The organism is Streptomyces triticagri (genome assembly GCF_003429565.1).
Lineage (GTDB): Bacteria > Actinomycetota > Actinomycetes > Streptomycetales > Streptomycetaceae > Streptomyces > Streptomyces triticagri.
On record NZ_QUAK01000066.1, the window covers coordinates 1 to 17,793 of the forward strand.

The window sequence follows — 17,793 nt, forward strand, 5'->3', positions numbered from 1 at the left end:
AGCGGCGACTCGGGCCCGTGGCCGGAGCCCAGCATCGGTGCCTCACCGCGGCGCAGCGGGTCGGGCGCGGGCCGGGCCGCCTGATACGCCGCCGCGGCCGCGAGGGGCGACCCCGCCATGGGGCCGGCGGCGCTCGCGCCCTCCGCGAGGTTCTGCGGTGGCATCGGGGAGGCCGCGGCCGGCTCGCGCGGGGTGGTGTGATGCGGGCAGCCGGCGGCTCGCCGCGAGACGGCCTGGATACGGGCCACCAGTTCGTACCGGCTGAACGGCTTGGCGACGAAGTCGTCGGCCCCCAGGTGGAGCGCCATCACCCGGTCGAGCTCCTCGCTGCGGCCGCTCAGCGCGATCACCGGCACACAGGACACCGCCCTGATCCGGCGGCACACCTCGTGCCCGTCAAGATCGGGGAGCGCCAGGTCGAGGAGCACGAGTTCCGCCTCGGACAACCGCTCCAGCGCCGCACCGCCGGTGTCGACCCGGTGGGTGCGGTAGCCGTGCACGCCCAGCGCCTGCCGCAGCGCCTCGGCAACCCCGTCGTCGTCCTCGACGATCAGCACATTCATGAGCCTGATGCCTCCCGGTCGACGTGGCACGGAGCCGCAAGCAGAAAAATACTGGCCGAATGGTTTCTGGTGACCTTCTTAGCAAGCCGGTCGACCGGTTCTCAAGCATCGTCGGGCACCGCGGACCCGAGGGCGCAGAGGGCCGTACCCCCTTCGGGACATCCGGACCAACCCCCGGGTACCGGCCGGAAGTTGACGACTGATTGACATACTCCGTTCGCAAGGTGGAGGTAAGCTCTGCCTGCGCAGCACGGCCGACCTGGGGGTGAATCGGCGTGGCGGAACGGGACGAAGGCGCCCATGCGTCGGCGGCCGCCGTGCTCGAACGACGCACGGAGGACGTACTGGCGGCGTTCGAGGCGGCACTGCTCAGCGCCGGCACCGCGATCGCCGACACCGAGCACGGCACCGCTCCGCACCTCGACGAGGCCCGGCGCACACTCGCCCACGTCACTGCCGAGTTGCGCCGCGGGACATACCTGCCGACCGGTACTGACGACTACGCCCTCGAGCTGGGACCCGCGGCCGGACCGGGCGGAGCCCGTACGCACCCCGCCGACTCCCGCCGGGCCGCCGCGGCGCTCTTCGACGCCGTGGTGGTCACCCTCCTCGGCGGCCCGGCCCAGGACCGCCTCGACGGCGCCGAGATGGCCGTANGTGGTCACCCTCCTCGGCGGCCCGGCCCAGGACCGCCTCGACGGCGCCGAGATGGCCGTACTGCTGTCCCTGCTCCACCGGTCCATCACCGGCCGGCACACCGACCGCTCGGTGGCACACATCGGCCACCTCCTCGACCGTATCCACAGCGCACACAACGACGAACGGCTGCGCATCTCCCGCGAACTGCACGACGAGGTCGCGGGCCAGCTCGGCGCGGCCCTCAACTCGCTCGAACTCGCCGACCTCTACCGCGCCGACCGCCCCGCCGACGCCGAGGAGAAGGCAGGCACCGCCCGCGACCAGGTGCAGGCCTCGCTGACGAGCCTCCGCGAGGTGATGACCGGCCTGCGCCGCCGCATCGACAGCGAGCCGCTGCGCGGCGCACTCCTGAGGGACGTGACCGCGCTCGGCGAGCACCCCGCGGACGTCCGCGTCACGGTGACCGGCGACGAGAGCTGGCTGCGGGCGGGCGTCGCCGAGGAGCTCTACCTCGTCGTCCGGGAGGCACTGCGCAACGCCGTACGGCACGCACACGCACGGCAGGTCGCGGTGGCGGTGCACGTCACACCGCAGGAGGTGCGCGCCACCGTCGAGGACGACGGCGTCGGCTTCGACCCGCGGGCCGCGGCGCCGGCCGGCCACAGCGGGATCCAGTCCATGCGGGAGCGGGCGGAGCTGCTCGGCGGCAGCCTGACCGTGGAGTCCCGACCCGGGTGCGGGAGCCGCATCCGGGCGTTCGTGCCGTTGAAGGGGGAAGACGATGGCTGGCCGGGCTAAGCCCATAAGACTGCTGATAGCCGACGACCACACGCTGTTCCGGGACGGGATCGGCGAGATCCTCACCGCGGTCGGCGGCATCGAGGTGATCGGCGAGGCGCACGACGGCGACGACGTGTGCGACAAGGCCGCCTCCCTGGCGCCCGACGTCATCCTCCTGGACGTCGAGATGCCGGGCCCCGGCGTACGGGAGACCCTGGCGCGGCTGCGCCGGGTCGCGCCGCGCTCCCGGATCGTGGTGCTCACCATGCACGACGACGTCGCGCTCGCCCGCGAGCTGCTCGGCTCCGGCGCGGGCGCGTACATGGTGAAGGGCTCCACGCGTCATGAGCTGATCGCGGCGGTGCACGGCGTGACGGCCGACCGCGGCCCCGGGCACGTCATCCTCTCCGTCTCCAAGCAGGGCCTGGACCGCGCCGGACAGCCGCCCGACGAGGTGCTGTCGGAGCGCGAGCGCGAGGTCCTGGCATTGACCGCGGAGGCCCTGAGCAACTCGCAGATCGCCCGCCGGCTCTCCATCGCCGACGGCACCGTCAAGCGCCACCTGCGCAACATCTACGCGAAGCTGGGCGCCGTCTCCCGCCTGGACGCGGTGAACAAGGCGATCGCCGCCTCCCTGATCCCACCCCCACAGGGCAACGAGAACTGAGATGAGCCCCGAGAGCCGAGCCCGAGAGCCGAGAGCCGAGAGCACCGACCGTGAGGAGCGCCACACACGGCCCGAGCACTCGTCCGAGCCGAAGGCACCGGACAACAACCACCACCGGACGACGAAGAAGGGCCGGCGTCGTGATGACGCCGACCCTTGATCGGTGTACTGCTCTGTGCGCGAGGGGGGAGTTGAACCCCCACGCCCTTTCGGGCACTGGAACCTGAATCCAGCGCGTCTGCCTATTCCGCCACCCGCGCATTGGGTGCTGCCGCCTGCTCGTCCACAAGTGTGCGGCGAGCGCCTGGCGACATCCAGAAGATTAGCACGCTGCACAGGTCGGATTCACATCCGTTCCGGCAGGGCTCCTGAGCCGTGGACCCTGGCGGGCGGCGGCCGGGAAGCGGACTGCGGTGGCGTGCATGCACCGTCCCGTGGAGGGGAGCATCGCGGGTGCGGGACACTGGATCCGGCCCCCCTCTACGATCCCGTGTGAGGGGCAACACCCATCCGCAGGCCGCAGAAGGGGAACCAGCCGTTTTCCCGGCGCGTGGATACGATCAGTAAGCAGTACCAGGATGACTACGACCGGAGGAGGTGCCCCATGGGAGTCCTGAAGAAGTTCGAGCAGCGGCTCGAAGGTCTGGTCAACGGCACCTTCGCCAAGGTGTTCAAGTCCGAGGTCCAGCCGGTCGAGATCGCGGGCGCCCTCCAGCGCGAGTGCGACAACAACGCCACGATCTGGAACCGCGAGCGGACCGTCGTACCGAACGATTTCATCGTGGAGCTCAGCACCCCCGACTTCGAGCGCCTGAGCCCGTACTCGGGCCAGCTCGGCGACGAACTGTCGGCCATGGTGCGGGACTACGCGAAGCAGCAGCGCTACACCTTCATGGGCCCGATCAAGGTCCACCTGGAGAAGGCGGACGACCTCGACACGGGCCTGTACCGGGTGCGGAGCCGGACCCTCGCGTCGAGCACCTCGCAGGCCGGCGCCGGCCCCGGTCCGGCGCCCGCTCCGCCCACGGGCGGCGGCGGTGGCGGCTACGGCTACCCGCCGTCGGCCGCACCCCCCATGCCGCCCGCCCCGCCGCCCGGCGGCCCGGCGCCGCACGGTGGCGGTCCCGGTCAGCCCCCGATGCGTCCGCGGCCCGGACAGCCGGGTGCGGGCCCCATGCCCGGCGCCCAGACACGGCGCTGGATCGAGATCAACGGCACCCGCCATCAGATCTCCCGCCCGACGATGGTGCTGGGCCGCAGCACCGACGCCGACGTGCGGATCGACGACCCCGGCGTCTCGCGCCGGCACTGTGAGATCCGGACCGGAACGCCCTCGACGATCCAGGATCTCGGGTCTACCAACGGCATCGTGGTGGACGGGCAGCACACCACCCGCGCTACGCTCCGCGACGGCTCGCGGATCGTCGTGGGCAGCACCACCATCATTTACCGGCAAGCCGAAGGGTGAAGCGGGGGCAATGTCAGAGCTGACCCTGACGGTCATGCGGCTGGGTTTCCTGGCCGTCCTGTGGCTGTTCGTGATCGTGGCCGTCCAGGTCATCCGCAGCGACCTGTTCGGCACACGTGTCACACAGCGCGGCGCACGCCGCAATGCGGCGTCGCGCCAGCAGGGGGCACCGGCCTCGGCGCCGCCTGCACCCCGGCAGCAGCAGGGGGGACGTCAGCGCCGCGGGGCGCCGACGAAGCTGGTCGTGTCGGAGGGCACGCTCACCGGCACGACGGTGGCGCTCCAGGGCCAGACGATCTCGCTCGGCCGGGCGCACGATTCGACGATTGTGCTGGACGACGACTACGCGTCCAGCAGGCATGCCAGGATTTACCCGGACCGCGACGGTCAGTGGATCGTCGAGGACCTCGGGTCCACCAATGGCACGTATCTCGACCGGGCCCGGCTGACGACGCCGTCCCCGATCCCGCTCGGCGCGCCGATTCGCATCGGCAAGACCGTGATCGAGCTGCGGAAGTAGTGCTACGACATGAATAGGCGCGAGCGGAGTGAGCGAGCCGACACGGTCGAGAAGGACCGGAGCTCGTTCCCGACCGGAGGGTGGGCACCGTGCGGATGTACCCGGAGCCGACGGGCGAGGTGCGCATGAGTCTGTCACTGCGCTTCGCCGCCGGATCGCACAAAGGCATGATCCGCGAGGGCAACGAGGACTCGGGGTACGCCGGTCCGCGGTTGCTCGCCATCGCCGACGGCATGGGGGGCCAGGCCGCCGGTGAGGTGGCGAGCTCGGAGGTCATCTCCACCCTCGTACAGCTCGACGACGACGTGCCCGGTTCGGACATCCTGACGTCGCTCGGGCAGGCCGTGCAGCGGGCGAACGACCAGCTGCGCGTGATGGTCGAGGAGGACCCCCAGCTCGAGGGCATGGGGACGACCCTGACCGCGCTCCTGTGGACCGGCCAGCGGCTCGGTCTGGTGCACGTCGGCGACTCCCGGGCGTATCTCCTTCGGGACGGTGTGCTGACCCAGATCACCCAGGACCACACCTGGGTGCAGCGGCTCGTCGACGAGGGGCGGATCACCGAGGAGGAGGCCACCACGCACCCGCAGCGCTCGCTCCTGATGCGTGCGCTCGGCAGCGGTGACCATGTCGAGCCGGATCTGTCGATCCGTGAAGTCCGCGCCGGCGACCGGTACTTGATCTGCTCCGACGGCCTCTCCGGGGTCGTCTCGGACCAGACGATGGAGGAGACCCTCGCCAGCTACCAGGGCCCGCAGGAGACCGTGCAGGAGCTGATCCAGCTCGCCCTGCGCGGCGGCGGCCCGGACAACGTGACGGTGATCGTCGCCGACGTCCTGGACATCGACGGCGGTGACACCCTGGCCGGCCAGCTGGTGGACACCCCGGTCGTGGTGGGCGCGGTCGCGGAGAACCAGCACCAGTCGGGCGACGGCGGCGCGATGCAGACCCCGGCGGGACGTGCGGCGGGCCTCGGCCGTCCGGTCCCTCCGCAGCCGGCCGGGGGCTTCGGCCCGCCCGGCAGCGGTGAGCCCGACGCGTACGTCCCGGAGGGCGGCTACGGCCTGTACGACGACGAGGACTTCGTCAAGCCGCGCGGCAGACGCCGGTGGCTGAAGCGGTCGTTCTTCATCGTCCTCGCCCTCGCGGTGCTCGGCGGCGGCCTCTACGCGGGCTACCGCTGGACGCAGACCCAGTACTACGTCGGCTCGAACGAGGACCACGTGGCGCTGTACCGCGGCATCAGCCAGGACCTCGGCTGGGTGGAACTGTCCAAGGTCGAGCAGGATCACCCCGGTATCGAACTCAAGTACCTGCCGCCGTACCAGCGCAAGCAGGTCGAGGGCACCATCACCGAGAGCAGCCTGGACGACGCGCGCACCAAGATCCGTGAGCTCGATGTGCAGGCCAGCGCTTGCAAGAAGGAAGCGGAGCGGGTCGCTGCCGAGCGCGAGAACAACGCGGGCAAGGGCGAGGGCGAGGCCGGCGGCACGACCGGCACGGCCCCGCAGACCGCGAAGCCCACGGACCCCGCATCGCCCTCGGGCGACGGGAAGTCCGACAAGAAGGCGCCGACTCCCACACCGCTGCCCAGCTTCTCGGACGACGAGAAGAAACTGGTCTCGCTGTGCGGCAAGCAGTAGGCGCAGGGGGATTTCCACGCCATGAGCAGCAGTACGTCACACACGTCCACGATCGGCGCGATCGGGGCACCGAGCCGGCGTAACACGGAGCTCGGTCTCCTGGTGTTCGCCGTCGTCATCCCGGTCTTCGCCTACGCCAACGTGGGCCTCGCCATCAACGACGAGGTGCCGACGGGCATGCTCGGCTACGGCATCGGCCTGGGCCTGCTCGCCGCGGTCGGCCACCTCGTGGTCCGCCGCTTCGCCCCGTACGCGGATCCGCTGCTGCTGCCGCTTGCGACCTTGCTCAACGGCCTTGGTCTGGTGCTGATCTGGCGGCTCGACCAGTCGGAGCGGCTGCAGCAGCGCGCGGAGGATTTGTTCGGCGGGTTCACGCCGGATGCGCCGAACCAGCTGATGTACTCGGCGATCGGCATCGCGCTGTTCGTCGCCGTGCTGCTGATCCTCAAGGACCACCGCATTCTCCAGCGGTACACCTACATCTCGATGGCGGTGGCGCTGGTCCTGCTGATCCTGCCGGTGTTCTTCCCGGCGGTGAACGGCGCGAAGATCTGGGTCAGCATCGGCCCGTTCACCATCCAGCCCGGCGAGTTCGCGAAGATCATCATCGCGGTATTCTTCTCCGGGTACCTGATGGTGAAGCGGGACGCCCTTGCGCTGGCCAGCCGCCGGTTCATGGGCATCTACCTGCCGCGCGGGCGTGACCTCGGGCCGATCATCACGGTCTGGGCGATGAGCCTGCTCATCCTGATCTTCGAGACGGACCTCGGTACGTCGCTGCTGTTCTTCGGCCTGTTCGTGGTGATGCTCTACGTCGCGACGGAGCGGACCAGCTGGATCGTGTTCGGTCTGCTGATGTCGGGGGCCGGAGCGGTCGGTGTGGCCACCTTCGAGCCGCATGTGCAGCAGCGGGTGGACGCCTGGCTGCATCCGTTCTCCGACACGGTGATGGCGCAGAGCGACCAGATCGCCAACTCGCTGATGGCCTTCGGCTCCGGTGGCGTGCTCGGCACCGGTCTCGGCCAGGGCAATTCGGACCTGATCGGCTTCGCCGCGAACTCCGACTTCATCCTCGCCACGGTGGGCGAGGAGTTCGGCCTCGCCGGGATGATGGCGTTCCTGCTGCTGTACGGCCTGATCGTGGAGCGAGGTGTGCGCACCGCGCTCGCCGCCCGCGACCCGTTCGGCAAGCTCCTCGCGGTCGGTCTGTCGGCGGCCTTCGCCATCCAGGTGTTCGTGGTGGCCGGTGGTGTGATGGGGCTGATCCCGCTGACCGGTATGACGATGCCGTTCGTGGCGTACGGCGGTTCCTCCGTCATCGCCAACTGGGCGCTGATCGGCATCCTGATCAGAATCAGCGACACCGCCCGCCGCCCCGCCCCGGCCCCCGCCCCGAACCCCGACGCCGAGATGACCCAGGTGGTACGGCCGTGAACAAGCCCCTGCGCCGGATCGCGATCTTCTGTGGACTGCTCGTCCTCGCGCTCCTGATCCGGGACAACTGGCTGCAGTACGTGCAGGCCGACGAGCTGCGTACGCACGAGAAGAACCGCCGCGTGCTGATCGAGCGGTACGCCCAGGAGCGCGGCAACATCATCGTCGACGGCAAGCCGGTCACCGGTTCGAAGCGGACCACGGGCAGCGACTTCGCGTACAAGCGGACGTACAAGGACGGCCCGATGTGGGCGCCGGTCACCGGCTTCGCCTCGCAGGCGTACGGCGCCACCCAGATCGAGAACCTCGAGGACGGCATCCTCACCGGCAACGACGACCGGCTGTTCTTCCGCCGCACCCTCGACATGATCACCGGCAAGAAGCAGGCCGGCGGGGACGTCGTGACGACCCTGAACGGCTCCGCCCAGCGCGCCGCCTTCGAGGGCCTGGGGAACAAGAAGGGCGCGGTCGCCGCCCTCGACCCGTCGACCGGCAAGATCCTGGCGCTCGCCTCGACCCCCTCGTACGACCCGTCGAAGATCGCGGGGAACTCGAAGAACGACGAGAAGGCCTGGACGGACCTCTCCAAGGACCCGAACAAGCCGAACGTCAACCGGGCACTGCGTGAGACCTACCCGCCGGGCTCCACCTTCAAGGTCGTCACGGCCGCGGCCGCGCTCGAGCACGACCTGTACGACGGCCCGGACGACAAGACCGATTCGCCGCTGCCGTGGACGCTGCCGGACACCCAGACCGAGCTGAAGAACGAGGGCGATCTGCCCTGCAAGAACGCCACCCTGCGCGAGGCGCTGCGGGTGTCGTGCAACACGGTCTTCGGCAAGGTCGGCGCCGACCTCGGCAAGGACAAGATGCAGGAGACGGCGGAGAAGTTCGGCTTCAACCAGGAGCAGTTCGTCCCGGTCCGTGCCAATGCCTCGGTCTGGCCGAAGGACATGAACCGGCCGTCGACCGCTCTCTCCTCCATCGGCCAGTTCGAGACGGCGACGACCCCGCTGCAGATGGCGATGGTCACCTCGGCGATCGCCAACGACGGCAAGCTGATGCAGCCGTACATGATCGACGAGTTGAGGGCGCCGAACCTCGACACCATCGAGAAGACCAGCCCGAAGGAACTGAGCCGGCCGCTCTCCGAGCCGAACGCCCAGAAGCTGCAGGAAATGATGGAGACGGTCGTCCAGGACGGCACGGGAACCAACGCCCAGATCCCGGGCGTCACCGTGGGCGGCAAGACCGGTACCGCACAGCACGGTGTCGACAACAGCGAGGACCCGTACGCCTGGTTCATCTCGTACGCGAAGACCGACGACGGTTCGCCGGTCGCGGTCGCCGTGGTCGTCGAGGACAGTGACGCGGACCGCGGGGACATCTCCGGTGGTGGCCTGGCCGCTCCGATCGCGAAGAACGTCATGAAGGCCGTGATCGACAGCAAGAAGTGACGCCGGTCACGGCGGTACCGGTCCTGTATCAGGTCTCGGTTGCGGCCAGATCTTGCCGAGGGGGGCCGGTACGGTGTCCCGGGACAGCACACCGCCGGACCGCACACGGGTGCGGTCGGGACTGACGGAGAGGGCTGGTAGGTAGCTATGGAAGAGCCGCGTCGCCTAGGCGGCCGGTACGAGCTGGGCCAGGTGCTCGGCCGCGGCGGCATGGCGGAGGTCTACCTCGCCCATGACACCCGGCTCGGCCGCACCGTCGCTGTGAAGACGCTGCGGGTCGACCTGGCCCGTGACCCGTCGTTCCAGGCCCGGTTCCGCCGTGAGGCCCAGTCCGCCGCCTCGCTCAACCATCCGGCGATCGTCGCGGTCTACGACACCGGCGAGGACTACGTCGACAACATCTCCATCCCGTACATCGTGATGGAGTACGTGGACGGCTCCACGCTTCGTGAGCTGCTGCACTCCGGTCGCAAGCTGCTGCCCGAGCGCGCGATGGAAATGACCATCGGCATCCTGCAGGCCCTCGAGTACTCGCACCGCAACGGCATCGTGCACCGCGACATCAAGCCGGCGAACGTCATGCTGACGCGCGACGGCCAGGTCAAGGTCATGGACTTCGGCATCGCCCGCGCCATGGGCGACTCCGGCATGACGATGACGCAGACGTCCGCGGTGATCGGCACCGCCCAGTACCTCTCACCCGAGCAGGCCAAGGGCGAGCAGGTCGACGCGCGCAGCGACCTCTACTCGACCGGCTGCCTGCTGTACGAACTCCTCACCGTGCGGCCCCCGTTCGTCGGGGACTCCCCGGTCGCGGTCGCGTATCAGCACGTCCGCGAGGAGGCTCAGCCGCCCAGCGTCTTCGACTCCGAGATCACGCCCGAGATGGACGCGATCGTGCTGCGGGCGCTGGTCAAGGACCCGGACTACCGCTATCAGTCCGCCGACGAGATGCGGATCGACATCGAGGCCTGCCTCGACGGGCAGCCGGTCGCGGCGACCGCCGCGATGGGCGCGGTCGGCTACGGCGGGCACCCTGACGATCAGCAGACGGCGATGCTGAACCCGCAGAACGGCCAGCAGACGTCGATGCTGCCGCCGGTCAATCCGGACGACGGCGGCTACGGCTACGACGATCGGCCCGACCGGCGGCGCCAGCAGAAGAAGGGCCGTCTGTCGACGGTACTGCTCGTCATCGCGGGTCTCTGTCTCCTGGTCGGCGCCATTCTGATCGGGAACGTGTTCCTGAGCGGGGGCGGTGACGACGGCCAGGTCGCGGTGCCGAGCCTGGTCGGCCAGCCCCTGAAGACGGCCCAGAAGCAGGCGGAGAACAGCGATCTGAAGCTGAGCGAGACCAAGAAGCCCTGCGACGACCAGCCGAAGAACCGGATCTGCTCGCAGGATCCGGCATCGGGCAAGGTCGACAAGGGCGACACCATCAACGTGGTGGTCTCCACCGGCGCCCCCAAGGTCGCCGTGCCGAACGTCATCGGCGAGGACGTCGACGACGCCAGGGAGACGCTGGTGAAGCGGAAGCTCAGCGTCAAGGTCGAGAACAAGGAGTCGTCGGAGACGCCCGGCGAGGTACTCGACCAGGATCCGGGCCCCAGCAACGAGGTCGAGCGCGGCTCCGAGGTCACCCTCACCGTGGCCAAGGAGAAGGAGCAGGTCACCGTCCCGGACGTGACCGGCCAGAAGCTCGCGGATGCCCAGAAGCAGCTCACGGACAACGGCCTGAAGGTCACCACCCAGGAAGTGCCGCGGGACGATGTCGAAGAGGGCCAGGTCGTCGACCAGACCCCGAAGGGATCGGCGAAGGTCGACCCGGGTTCCACGGTCAATCTGAGCGTGGCCAAGAAGAGCGAGGAAGTGGCGGTCCCGACCGTCAACGGCCAGAAGCTCTCGGACGCCAGGAAGGCCATCGAGGAGGCCGGCCTGACCGTCGGCAACGTCAACGGTCCGCAGGAGGACGACGCGATCGTCGTCACCAGCGATCCGCCCGGCGGCACCCAGGTCAAGTCCGGCAGCGCGGTGAACCTCAACACGGCCGGCGCCGGCGGCGACAACGGTGGGGGAGACGACGGCGGCGGCTTCATCGGGGGCGTGGGTCCCTAGCCGCACTCCCGTGACGTGACGAACGACAGAGCTCCGGTCCCCCCGAGGGGGAGCCGGAGCTCTTCGTATGCGCGGAGTGCGACTACTTCCACTGCGTGGAGACGCCGAAGCCTGCGGCGATGAAGCCGAAGCCGACGACGATGTTCCAGTTGCCGAAGGCCTCGACCGGGAGGCGGGTGTCCGTGACATAGAAGACGACGATCCAGGCGAGGCCGATCAGGAACATCGCCAGCATCACCGGCGCCACCCAGCTGCGACTGGTCAGCTTGATGTTCGTCGCCTTCTTCGACGGCGGGGGCGTGTAGTCGGCCTTCTTGCGGATACGTGACTTCGGCACGAGGGTCTCTCCTGTCGATGCGCTGCGTGGCCGCGCAGGAAACGGTCTGGACTTCAGCCCCGGGAGGGGCACGACGGCGGCCCCGACCCGTGTCCCCGGGCCGTGGGCCTCCCCCAGGCGTCCGTTAGCGTAGTGCTTCCGTGGCGCCGTAAGGAGTAAGGGTACGTTGAGCAATTCTGCCGACTCCCCCCGAGATGCCTCCGGGCAGGGCCGACGGCGCTGGCCGAGGCCGGTGAGGCTGCTCACGGCTGCCGTCTTCGCGCTCGCCGGGCTGATCTTCTTCACCAGCTTCAACACCGCCAAGGGCACCAATATCCGTACGGATGCCTCGATGCTCAAGCTCTCCGACCTGATCGAGCAGCGCAGCCACGCCAACAAGGCGCTCGAGGAGTCGAACGGTTCGCTGCGCTCCGACGTCGACGCCCTCGCCGAGCACGACGGCGGCACCTCGAAGGCCGACGAGGCCGAGCTCAGGGCGCTGCAGAAGGCCGCAGGCACCAGGAAGCTGAAGGGCAGGGCCCTGACGGTCACCCTCGACGACGCACCCCCGAACGCCACCGCGAGCGCCCCCGGCTATCCCGAGCCGCAGCCCGACGACCTGGTCATCCACCAGCAGGACCTGCAGGCCGTGGTGAACGCCCTGTGGCAGGGCGGCGCCGAGGGCATCCGGGTCATGGACCAGCGCCTCATCTCCACCAGTGCGGTGCGCTGCGTCGGCAACACCCTGATCCTGCAGGGCAGGGTCTACTCGCCGCCGTACAAGGTGACGGCGGTCGGCGACCCGGAGAAGCTCCGCAAGGCGATCGGGGCGTCCCCGGCGATCCAGAACTACATGGCGTACGTGGAGGCGTACGGCCTGGGCTGGAAAGTCGACGAGCACGAGACGATGACTCTTCCCGGCTACTCGGGCACAGTGGATCTCCACCACGCAAAGCCTGTGGAGTAGCAAGCCCGTGGGGAGGGCCGCCGGGTGTCGGTGCGAGTGGTCGTCAGGACGTTCAGCGAGCTGTGCATCACCGTCGGCACCCTGATCGTGCTGTTCGTCGTCTACGTCTTGTTCTGGACCGGGGTGAAGGCCGACAGCGCGATGGACGGCGAGATCGACCGGCTGCAGGACCAGTGGGCGCACGGCTCGGTGTCGGCCGGTGCGGACGCCGGCGGGGACGGCGCCGACGCGGACTCCGGTGCCGATCCGCTGAACCCTCCGGCGCCCGAGGCGTACCAGGACGGCAAGCCGTTCGCCGTGATGTACATCCCACGGTTCGGTTTCACGTGGAACAAGCCGGTGCTCGAGGGGACCGCCACCGGCACCCTGAAGAAAGGGCTCGGTCACTACGGCAGGACCGCGCAGCTCGGGCAGAAGGGGAACTTCGCGGTCGCGGGGCACCGGCGCACCTACGGCGACCCGTTCAAGGACTTCCCGAAGCTGCGGCCCGGGGACGCGGTGGTGCTCACGGACGGCACGACCTGGTTCACGTACCGGATCGGCAATGAGCCGTACAAGACGCTGCCCGGTGATGTGGCGGTGATCGACCCGGTGCCGCCGAAGTCCAAGTACGACAGCCCCGGCCGGTACCTCACGCTGACGACCTGCGAGCCGGAGTGGGGCCACAGCCACCGGCTGATCGTCTGGGCGCACCTGGATGCGACCCAGCCGGTGGAGAAGGGGAAGCCCGCCGCGCTGCGGGAGTGACGCGGCGCGGGGCGGCGTTCACCGGGGCGGCGTTCACGGGTGCGGCGTTCACGGGTGCGGGTGGCTTTCTCCGGGGGAGCCCCGTGCTGTTGCCGCCGCCCCGTACTCTGGTGGCGTCTGACGACAGGGGGCCGAGTGGCCACCGGTGCATGGGAAGGGACAGCGGACAGCATGTACGGCTGGATCTGGCGGCACTTGCCGGGCAATGTGTGGCTCAAGGCGCTCGTTTCGCTGGTCCTTGTGCTCGGTGTGGTCTATCTCCTCTTCGAGTACGTCTTCCCATGGGCGGAGCCGCTGTTGCCGTTCAACGACGTGACGGTGGACCAGGGCATGGTGGGCGGCCCGGTGGCCGTCGCGGACGCGGGGGCGGCCCGATGAGCGCCCGCATCCTGGTCGTCGACAACTACGACAGCTTCGTCTTCAACCTTGTGCAGTACCTGTACCAGCTGGGCGCCGAATGCGAGGTGGTGCGCAACGACGAGGTGTCGACCGCACACGCCTCCCCCGACGCCTTCGACGGTGTGCTGCTCTCACCCGGCCCCGGCGCTCCCGAGCAGGCCGGTGTCTGCATCGAGATGGTGCGGCACTGCGCCGCGACCGGACTGCCGGTGTTCGGCGTGTGCCTGGGCATGCAGTCGATGGTGGTCGCGTACGGCGGTGTGGTCGGCCGGGCGCCCGAGCTGCTGCACGGCAAGACCTCGCTCGTCACGCACGAGGGCGCCGGGGTGTTCGCCGGGCTGCCCTCGCCGTTCACCGCGACGCGCTACCACTCCCTTGCTGCCGAGCCGGAGACCGTGCCCGACGAGCTGGTGGTGACGGCGCGCACCGAGGACGGCACGATCATGGGCCTGCGCCATCGGGCCCATGCGGTCGAGGGCGTCCAGTTCCACCCCGAGTCGGTCCTCACCGAGCACGGGCACCTGATGCTCGCCAACTGGCTTGCGGAGTGCGGCGATCCGGGGGCGGTGGAGCGATCCACCGGTCTGGCGCCGGTGGTCGGCAGGATCACGGCGTGACCGGACCCCACCCCGGGCAGGACCCCGACTTCCCGTACGGACGGTATGCGTACGGGGATCAGGGCACCCAGGGTGCGGGGACGGATCCCTACGCGGGACACGACGAGTACGCGTACGGGCAGGGGTACGGCGGACGGACGGCGTACGCGGCGGAGCCCGGGTCGTTCGGTGCGGAGCCCGCAGGGTCGTTCGCCGCGGCCGTGGACGGGCTCGCGGATCCGCTGACCGATCCGCTGCCCGGTGGTCATCCCTCGCCGTGGTTCCGGGCGGCCGCGCCCGAGCCGGGGCAGGACCAGGAGTGGTACGACCCGCAGGGATACCGGGAGGCGTGGCACAGCGGCCCCGCGGACCCGGTCTCCGAGGCGGCCGACCAGCGCCCGCCCGTCGATGCGAACGCGTACGAGGCGATGTACGCCGCTGCCCCGGGGCCTGCCGGACCCGGGCCGCTGCTCGACGAAGAGACGGTGGGACTGCGCACGGCGGACACCCGCCGGGCCCCGGCGCCGGCACCCACGCTCGGCCCCGAACTCCCGCTCGGCGCCCAGACGGTGCGTACCGGTGGCCAGACGGTGCGTACCGGTGGCCGGGCCGAGCGCCGCCGAGCGGCCGGGCGCCAGGACACCACCGGCGAGGAGACGCCCCGCGAAGGCAGGCCGCTCAGCCGGGTCGAGGCACGCCGGGCGGAACGGGCCAGGAGGCCGGGACCGGGTGTCGTCGCGAGCCGGGCGCTCGGCGAGGTGTTCATCACCGTCGGCGTGGTGATGCTGCTGTTCGTCACGTACCAGCTGTGGTGGACCAACATCCGGGCCGGACAGCAGGCGGGCAATGAGGCCGACCGGATCCAGCAGGACTGGGCGGACGGGAAGCGCAAGCCGGGTGCCTTCAAGCCCGGCGAGGGCTTCGCCATCATGCACATCCCCAAGCTGGACGTGGTCGTGCCGATCGCCGAGGGCATCGACAAGAAGAAGGTCCTCGACCGCGGCATGGTCGGGCACTACGCACAGGGCTCCCTGAAGACGGCGATGCCCGAGGCCGAGCGGGGCAACTTCGCCGTGGCGGGCCACCGCAACACCCACGGCGAGCCGTTCCGCTACGTCAACCGGCTCGAGGCGGGCGACCCGATCGTCGTGGAGACCCGCGACACGTACTACGTCTACAAAATGGCGAGCATCCTTCCGCAGACAAGTCCGGGCAATACGGCGGTCATCGACCCGGTGCCGAAGGGGTCGGGGTTCACCGAGCCCGGCCGGTACCTCACACTGACCACCTGCACCCCGGAATTCACCAGTACCTACCGGATGATCGTCTGGGGCAAGATGGCCGAGGAACGGCCACGCAGCAAGGGGAAGCCGGACGCCCTCATCAGCTGAGCGGCGGCGGGCGGGCGACGGACGGACGAGATCCCGGGTGACCCGGGACCGGCCACAGCAGTTGTGCGGATGGCGGGGACAGTGCGAGATCGGGGCGAGAAGGCAGTGGAAGCGAAGACGGACCCGGATGAGCAGGCCGAGGCGCGCGCCGAGGAGCCGGCGGCCACGCCGCGCCCGCGCGGCCGCGGACCGCTCGCCACGGCGGTCAGCGTGTTCGGCGAGCTGCTGATCACCGCGGGCCTGGTGCTCGGCCTGTTCGTCGTCTACTCGCTGTGGTGGACGAATGTGATGGCCGACCGCGAATCGGCCAAGCAGGGCGATGCGGTGCGCGACCGCTGGGCCGGCGGCCCCGGCGCCCTGGACACCAAGAACGGCATCGGCTTCCTGCACGTACCGGCCATGGGCGGCGGCGAGATCCTGGTCAAGAAGGGCACCGAGACCAAGAGCCTGAACAACGGCCTGGCCGGCTACTACACGAAGCCGGTCAAGTCCGCGCTGCCGCAGGACGAGAAGGGCAACTTCTCACTCGCCGCACACCGCGACGGCCACGGCGCCAAGTTCCACAAGATCGACAAGATCCGCAACGGTGACGCGGTCGTCTTCGAGTCCAAGGACAAGTGGTACGTCTACAAGGTCTTCAAGACCCTGCCGGAGACCTCGAAGTTCAACGTCGACGTGCTCGACCCGATCCCCAAGGAGTCGGGCGCGAAGAAGGCCGGCCGGTACATCACGCTGACCACCTGTACGCCCGTCTACACCTCCAAGTACCGCTACATCGTGTGGGGGGAACTGGAGCGGGTCGAGAAGGTGGACAACAAGCGGACACCGCCCGCCGAGCTGCGGTAGGATCGCTCCCCGCGCCGGAGCCCCGCAGGGCTGAGCCGGCTGCGCACCAGGCGCTCCAGGCCGCCCGCCGAGGCCGTTCCGGCAGGCGTTGCCCCAAGCTATCCAGGCAGTTATCCACAGCCCTTTCCACAGCTGCGGAAAACTACGAAGATCTGTGGATAACCCCTGCGACGTTGACGCCGGTGTGACTGCGCATCCGCCATGCGGAAAACCCCAAGGCCCTTGCCCCTGCTGGGAAAACCCGGGCCAGCGACCAGGGGAACAGGTGTCCCGTACCGCATGCACAAGATCCGCAACCCGCTGTGGACAACCATGGCCAAGGCCGAGCCGGCAGGCGCTCAGACGAGCTGGGACGTACGCACCACGACCACCACGACCACCGCGAGCAGCACGAGCCCGCAGACGCCGTACTGCACCAGGGCCCTTCGGTCCCGGGGCGCGTGCACCATGGCGTACGCGATCGCCGTACCGGCCACCAGACCGCCGACGTGCGCCTCCCAGGCGATACCGCTCCAGGTGAAGGTGAAGAGCAGATTCAGCGCGAGGAGCACCAGCACCGGGCGCAGGTCGTAGTTGAGCCGGCGCATCAGCACCGCCGTGGCACCCATCAGACCGAAGACCGCGCCGGACGCACCGAGCGAGGGCTGATTGGGAGCGGCGATCAGATAGGTCAGGGCGCTGCCGGCGAGACCGGAGATCAGATACAGCGACAGATAGCGGGCCCGGCCGAGCGCCGCCTCGAGGGGGCCGCCGAGCCACCACAGCCCCAGCATGTTGAACCCCAGGTGCCAGATCTCCTGGTGCAGGAACATCGAGGTCACCAGGCGGTACCACTGGCCCTCGGCGACGCCCTGCAGCGGCGCCCCGAAGTAGTCCCAGAACTGGCCGATCAGCGAGAGGTCACGGACCAGCCGGTCGTCGGTCGCGAGGACCGCGATGAAGACCGCCGCATTGATCCCGATCAGGATCTTGGTGAGCAGCCGGGGATCGGCGGCGACCGTGCCGCCGGCGATGGTGCGCGGCTGGTTCGCAGACGGTGCATGGCCCGTGCCCGAACCCTCGCGTACGCAGCCGGGGCACTGGAAGCCGACGGAGGCGGAGATCATGCACTCCGGGCAGATGGGGCGCTCGCACCGGGTACAGCGGATCCCGGTCTCCCGGTCCGGATGCCGGTAGCAGCCCGGCAGGCCCGAGTCCTGCGGCCCCTGCCCACTGCCTGGCGACTGCTCCATGGGGATCCCCTCA

The 17,793-nt window shown here is 69.6% G+C and carries 18 protein-coding genes and 1 tRNA gene; 15 read left to right on the forward strand and 4 right to left on the reverse strand.

From position 1 onward, the window contains the following. Window positions 1-563: response regulator transcription factor (locus DY218_RS35035; protein WP_233521546.1), on the reverse strand; the 563-nt coding region annotated here is incomplete at its 3' end. A gap of 275 nt (window positions 564-838) precedes the next feature. Here DY218_RS35035 and DY218_RS35040 point away from each other — a divergent pair. From DY218_RS35040 to DY218_RS11945, 3 genes are all read left to right on the forward strand, one after another. Then, the coding region (locus tag DY218_RS35040; RefSeq protein ID WP_233521547.1) for a hypothetical protein at window positions 839-1,219 on the forward strand (381 nt) is incomplete at its 3' end. Window positions 1,220-1,271: 52 nt separating this feature from the next. Next, the gene (locus DY218_RS35820; protein WP_407703607.1) at window positions 1,272-2,000 is read left to right on the forward strand and encodes a sensor histidine kinase; all 729 of its coding nucleotides are present in this window, start codon (window positions 1,272-1,274) and stop codon (window positions 1,998-2,000) included. After that, window positions 1,984-2,649, forward strand: coding sequence for a response regulator (locus DY218_RS11945; protein WP_128555947.1), 666 nt, complete (start codon window positions 1,984-1,986; stop codon window positions 2,647-2,649). The genes DY218_RS35820 and DY218_RS11945 overlap by 17 nt, the downstream gene beginning before the upstream one ends. 176 nt (window positions 2,650-2,825) lie before the next feature. Here the strand turns inward: DY218_RS11945 and DY218_RS11950 are convergent. Continuing rightward, window positions 2,826-2,909, reverse strand: a tRNA-Leu gene (locus DY218_RS11950). 344 nt (window positions 2,910-3,253) lie between these two features. Between DY218_RS11950 and DY218_RS11955 the strand changes: the two genes are divergently transcribed. From DY218_RS11955 to pknB, 6 genes are all read left to right on the forward strand, one after another. Further along, on the forward strand, window positions 3,254-4,117 hold the full coding sequence (locus tag DY218_RS11955) for an FhaA domain-containing protein (RefSeq protein ID WP_128555948.1): 864 nt from the start codon (window positions 3,254-3,256) through the stop codon (window positions 4,115-4,117). A gap of 10 nt (window positions 4,118-4,127) precedes the next feature. Further along, window positions 4,128-4,637: an FHA domain-containing protein FhaB/FipA gene (locus tag DY218_RS11960; protein ID WP_128555949.1), complete on the forward strand. Its 510-nt coding sequence runs from the start codon at window positions 4,128-4,130 to the stop codon at window positions 4,635-4,637. A gap of 125 nt (window positions 4,638-4,762) precedes the next feature. After that, window positions 4,763-6,280 carry a Stp1/IreP family PP2C-type Ser/Thr phosphatase gene (locus DY218_RS11965; RefSeq protein ID WP_233521548.1) on the forward strand — a complete coding sequence of 506 codons (1,518 nt, stop codon included), beginning with the start codon at window positions 4,763-4,765 and terminating at the stop codon, window positions 6,278-6,280. Between the two features lie 21 nt (window positions 6,281-6,301). Further along, window positions 6,302-7,714, forward strand: coding sequence for an FtsW/RodA/SpoVE family cell cycle protein (locus DY218_RS11970; protein ID WP_128555951.1), 1,413 nt, complete (start codon window positions 6,302-6,304; stop codon window positions 7,712-7,714). Continuing rightward, entirely contained in the window at window positions 7,711-9,171 is a 1,461-nt protein-coding gene (locus tag DY218_RS11975; protein WP_128555952.1) for a peptidoglycan D,D-transpeptidase FtsI family protein, read from the forward strand. The genes DY218_RS11970 and DY218_RS11975 overlap by 4 nt, the downstream gene beginning before the upstream one ends. Before the next feature lie 147 nt (window positions 9,172-9,318). Further along, window positions 9,319-11,286 (forward strand): Stk1 family PASTA domain-containing Ser/Thr kinase, encoded by a 1,968-nt coding sequence (pknB, locus tag DY218_RS11980; protein WP_128555953.1) that lies wholly within the window; start codon window positions 9,319-9,321, stop codon window positions 11,284-11,286. 82 nt (window positions 11,287-11,368) lie between these two features. Here pknB and crgA read toward each other — a convergent pair whose 3' ends face one another. After that, window positions 11,369-11,623 carry a cell division protein CrgA gene (crgA, locus tag DY218_RS11985; RefSeq protein ID WP_128555954.1) on the reverse strand — a complete coding sequence of 85 codons (255 nt, stop codon included), beginning with the start codon at window positions 11,621-11,623 and terminating at the stop codon, window positions 11,369-11,371. A gap of 166 nt (window positions 11,624-11,789) precedes the next feature. Here crgA and DY218_RS11990 point away from each other — a divergent pair, with 166 nt between their 5' ends. From DY218_RS11990 to DY218_RS12015, 6 genes are all read left to right on the forward strand, one after another. Beyond that, window positions 11,790-12,569, forward strand: coding sequence for a DUF881 domain-containing protein (locus DY218_RS11990; RefSeq protein WP_128555955.1), 780 nt, complete (start codon window positions 11,790-11,792; stop codon window positions 12,567-12,569). Between the two features lie 30 nt (window positions 12,570-12,599). Next, complete coding sequence (locus tag DY218_RS11995) at window positions 12,600-13,316, forward strand: class E sortase (protein WP_128555996.1); 717 nt, start codon at window positions 12,600-12,602, stop codon at window positions 13,314-13,316. A 171-nt stretch (window positions 13,317-13,487) separates the two neighbouring features. Continuing rightward, on the forward strand, window positions 13,488-13,694 hold the full coding sequence (locus tag DY218_RS12000; protein WP_128555956.1) for a hypothetical protein: 207 nt from the start codon (window positions 13,488-13,490) through the stop codon (window positions 13,692-13,694). Next, window positions 13,691-14,332, forward strand: a complete 642-nt coding sequence (locus DY218_RS12005) for an aminodeoxychorismate/anthranilate synthase component II (RefSeq protein ID WP_128555957.1) — start codon at window positions 13,691-13,693, stop codon at window positions 14,330-14,332. Before DY218_RS12000 ends, DY218_RS12005 begins: the two co-directional genes overlap by 4 nt. A 200-nt stretch (window positions 14,333-14,532) precedes the next feature. After that, window positions 14,533-15,702 carry a class E sortase gene (locus DY218_RS12010; protein WP_233521551.1) on the forward strand — a complete coding sequence of 390 codons (1,170 nt, stop codon included), beginning with the start codon at window positions 14,533-14,535 and terminating at the stop codon, window positions 15,700-15,702. A gap of 105 nt (window positions 15,703-15,807) precedes the next feature. Next, window positions 15,808-16,548: a class E sortase gene (locus tag DY218_RS12015; protein ID WP_233521549.1), complete on the forward strand. Its 741-nt coding sequence runs from the start codon at window positions 15,808-15,810 to the stop codon at window positions 16,546-16,548. Window positions 16,549-16,886: 338 nt separating this feature from the next. Here DY218_RS12015 and DY218_RS12020 read toward each other — a convergent pair whose 3' ends face one another. After that, a complete protein-coding gene (locus tag DY218_RS12020; protein ID WP_128555960.1) occupies window positions 16,887-17,780 on the reverse strand; it encodes a rhomboid family intramembrane serine protease in 894 nt (297 codons plus the stop codon). Window positions 17,781-17,793 lie beyond the last annotated feature (13 nt).

What these genes read in the sequence shown, in the direction of transcription:
- DY218_RS11955 (WP_128555948.1), top strand. Translation starts at nt 3,254, where the DNA reads ATGGGAGTCCTGAAGAAGTTCGAGCAGCGGCTCGAAGGTCTGGTCAAC.
- DY218_RS12020 (WP_128555960.1), bottom strand. Translation starts at nt 17,780, where the DNA reads ATGGAGCAGTCGCCAGGCAGTGGGCAGGGGCCGCAGGACTCGGGCCTG.
- DY218_RS12000 (WP_128555956.1), top strand. Translation starts at nt 13,488, where the DNA reads ATGTACGGCTGGATCTGGCGGCACTTGCCGGGCAATGTGTGGCTCAAG.
- DY218_RS35820 (WP_407703607.1), top strand. Translation starts at nt 1,272, where the DNA reads ATGGCCGTACTGCTGTCCCTGCTCCACCGGTCCATCACCGGCCGGCAC.
- DY218_RS11965 (WP_233521548.1), top strand. Translation starts at nt 4,763, where the DNA reads ATGAGTCTGTCACTGCGCTTCGCCGCCGGATCGCACAAAGGCATGATC.
- DY218_RS11960 (WP_128555949.1), top strand. Translation starts at nt 4,128, where the DNA reads ATGTCAGAGCTGACCCTGACGGTCATGCGGCTGGGTTTCCTGGCCGTC.
- DY218_RS11970 (WP_128555951.1), top strand. Translation starts at nt 6,302, where the DNA reads ATGAGCAGCAGTACGTCACACACGTCCACGATCGGCGCGATCGGGGCA.
- pknB (WP_128555953.1), top strand. Translation starts at nt 9,319, where the DNA reads ATGGAAGAGCCGCGTCGCCTAGGCGGCCGGTACGAGCTGGGCCAGGTG.
- DY218_RS11945 (WP_128555947.1), top strand. Translation starts at nt 1,984, where the DNA reads ATGGCTGGCCGGGCTAAGCCCATAAGACTGCTGATAGCCGACGACCAC.
- DY218_RS12005 (WP_128555957.1), top strand. Translation starts at nt 13,691, where the DNA reads ATGAGCGCCCGCATCCTGGTCGTCGACAACTACGACAGCTTCGTCTTC.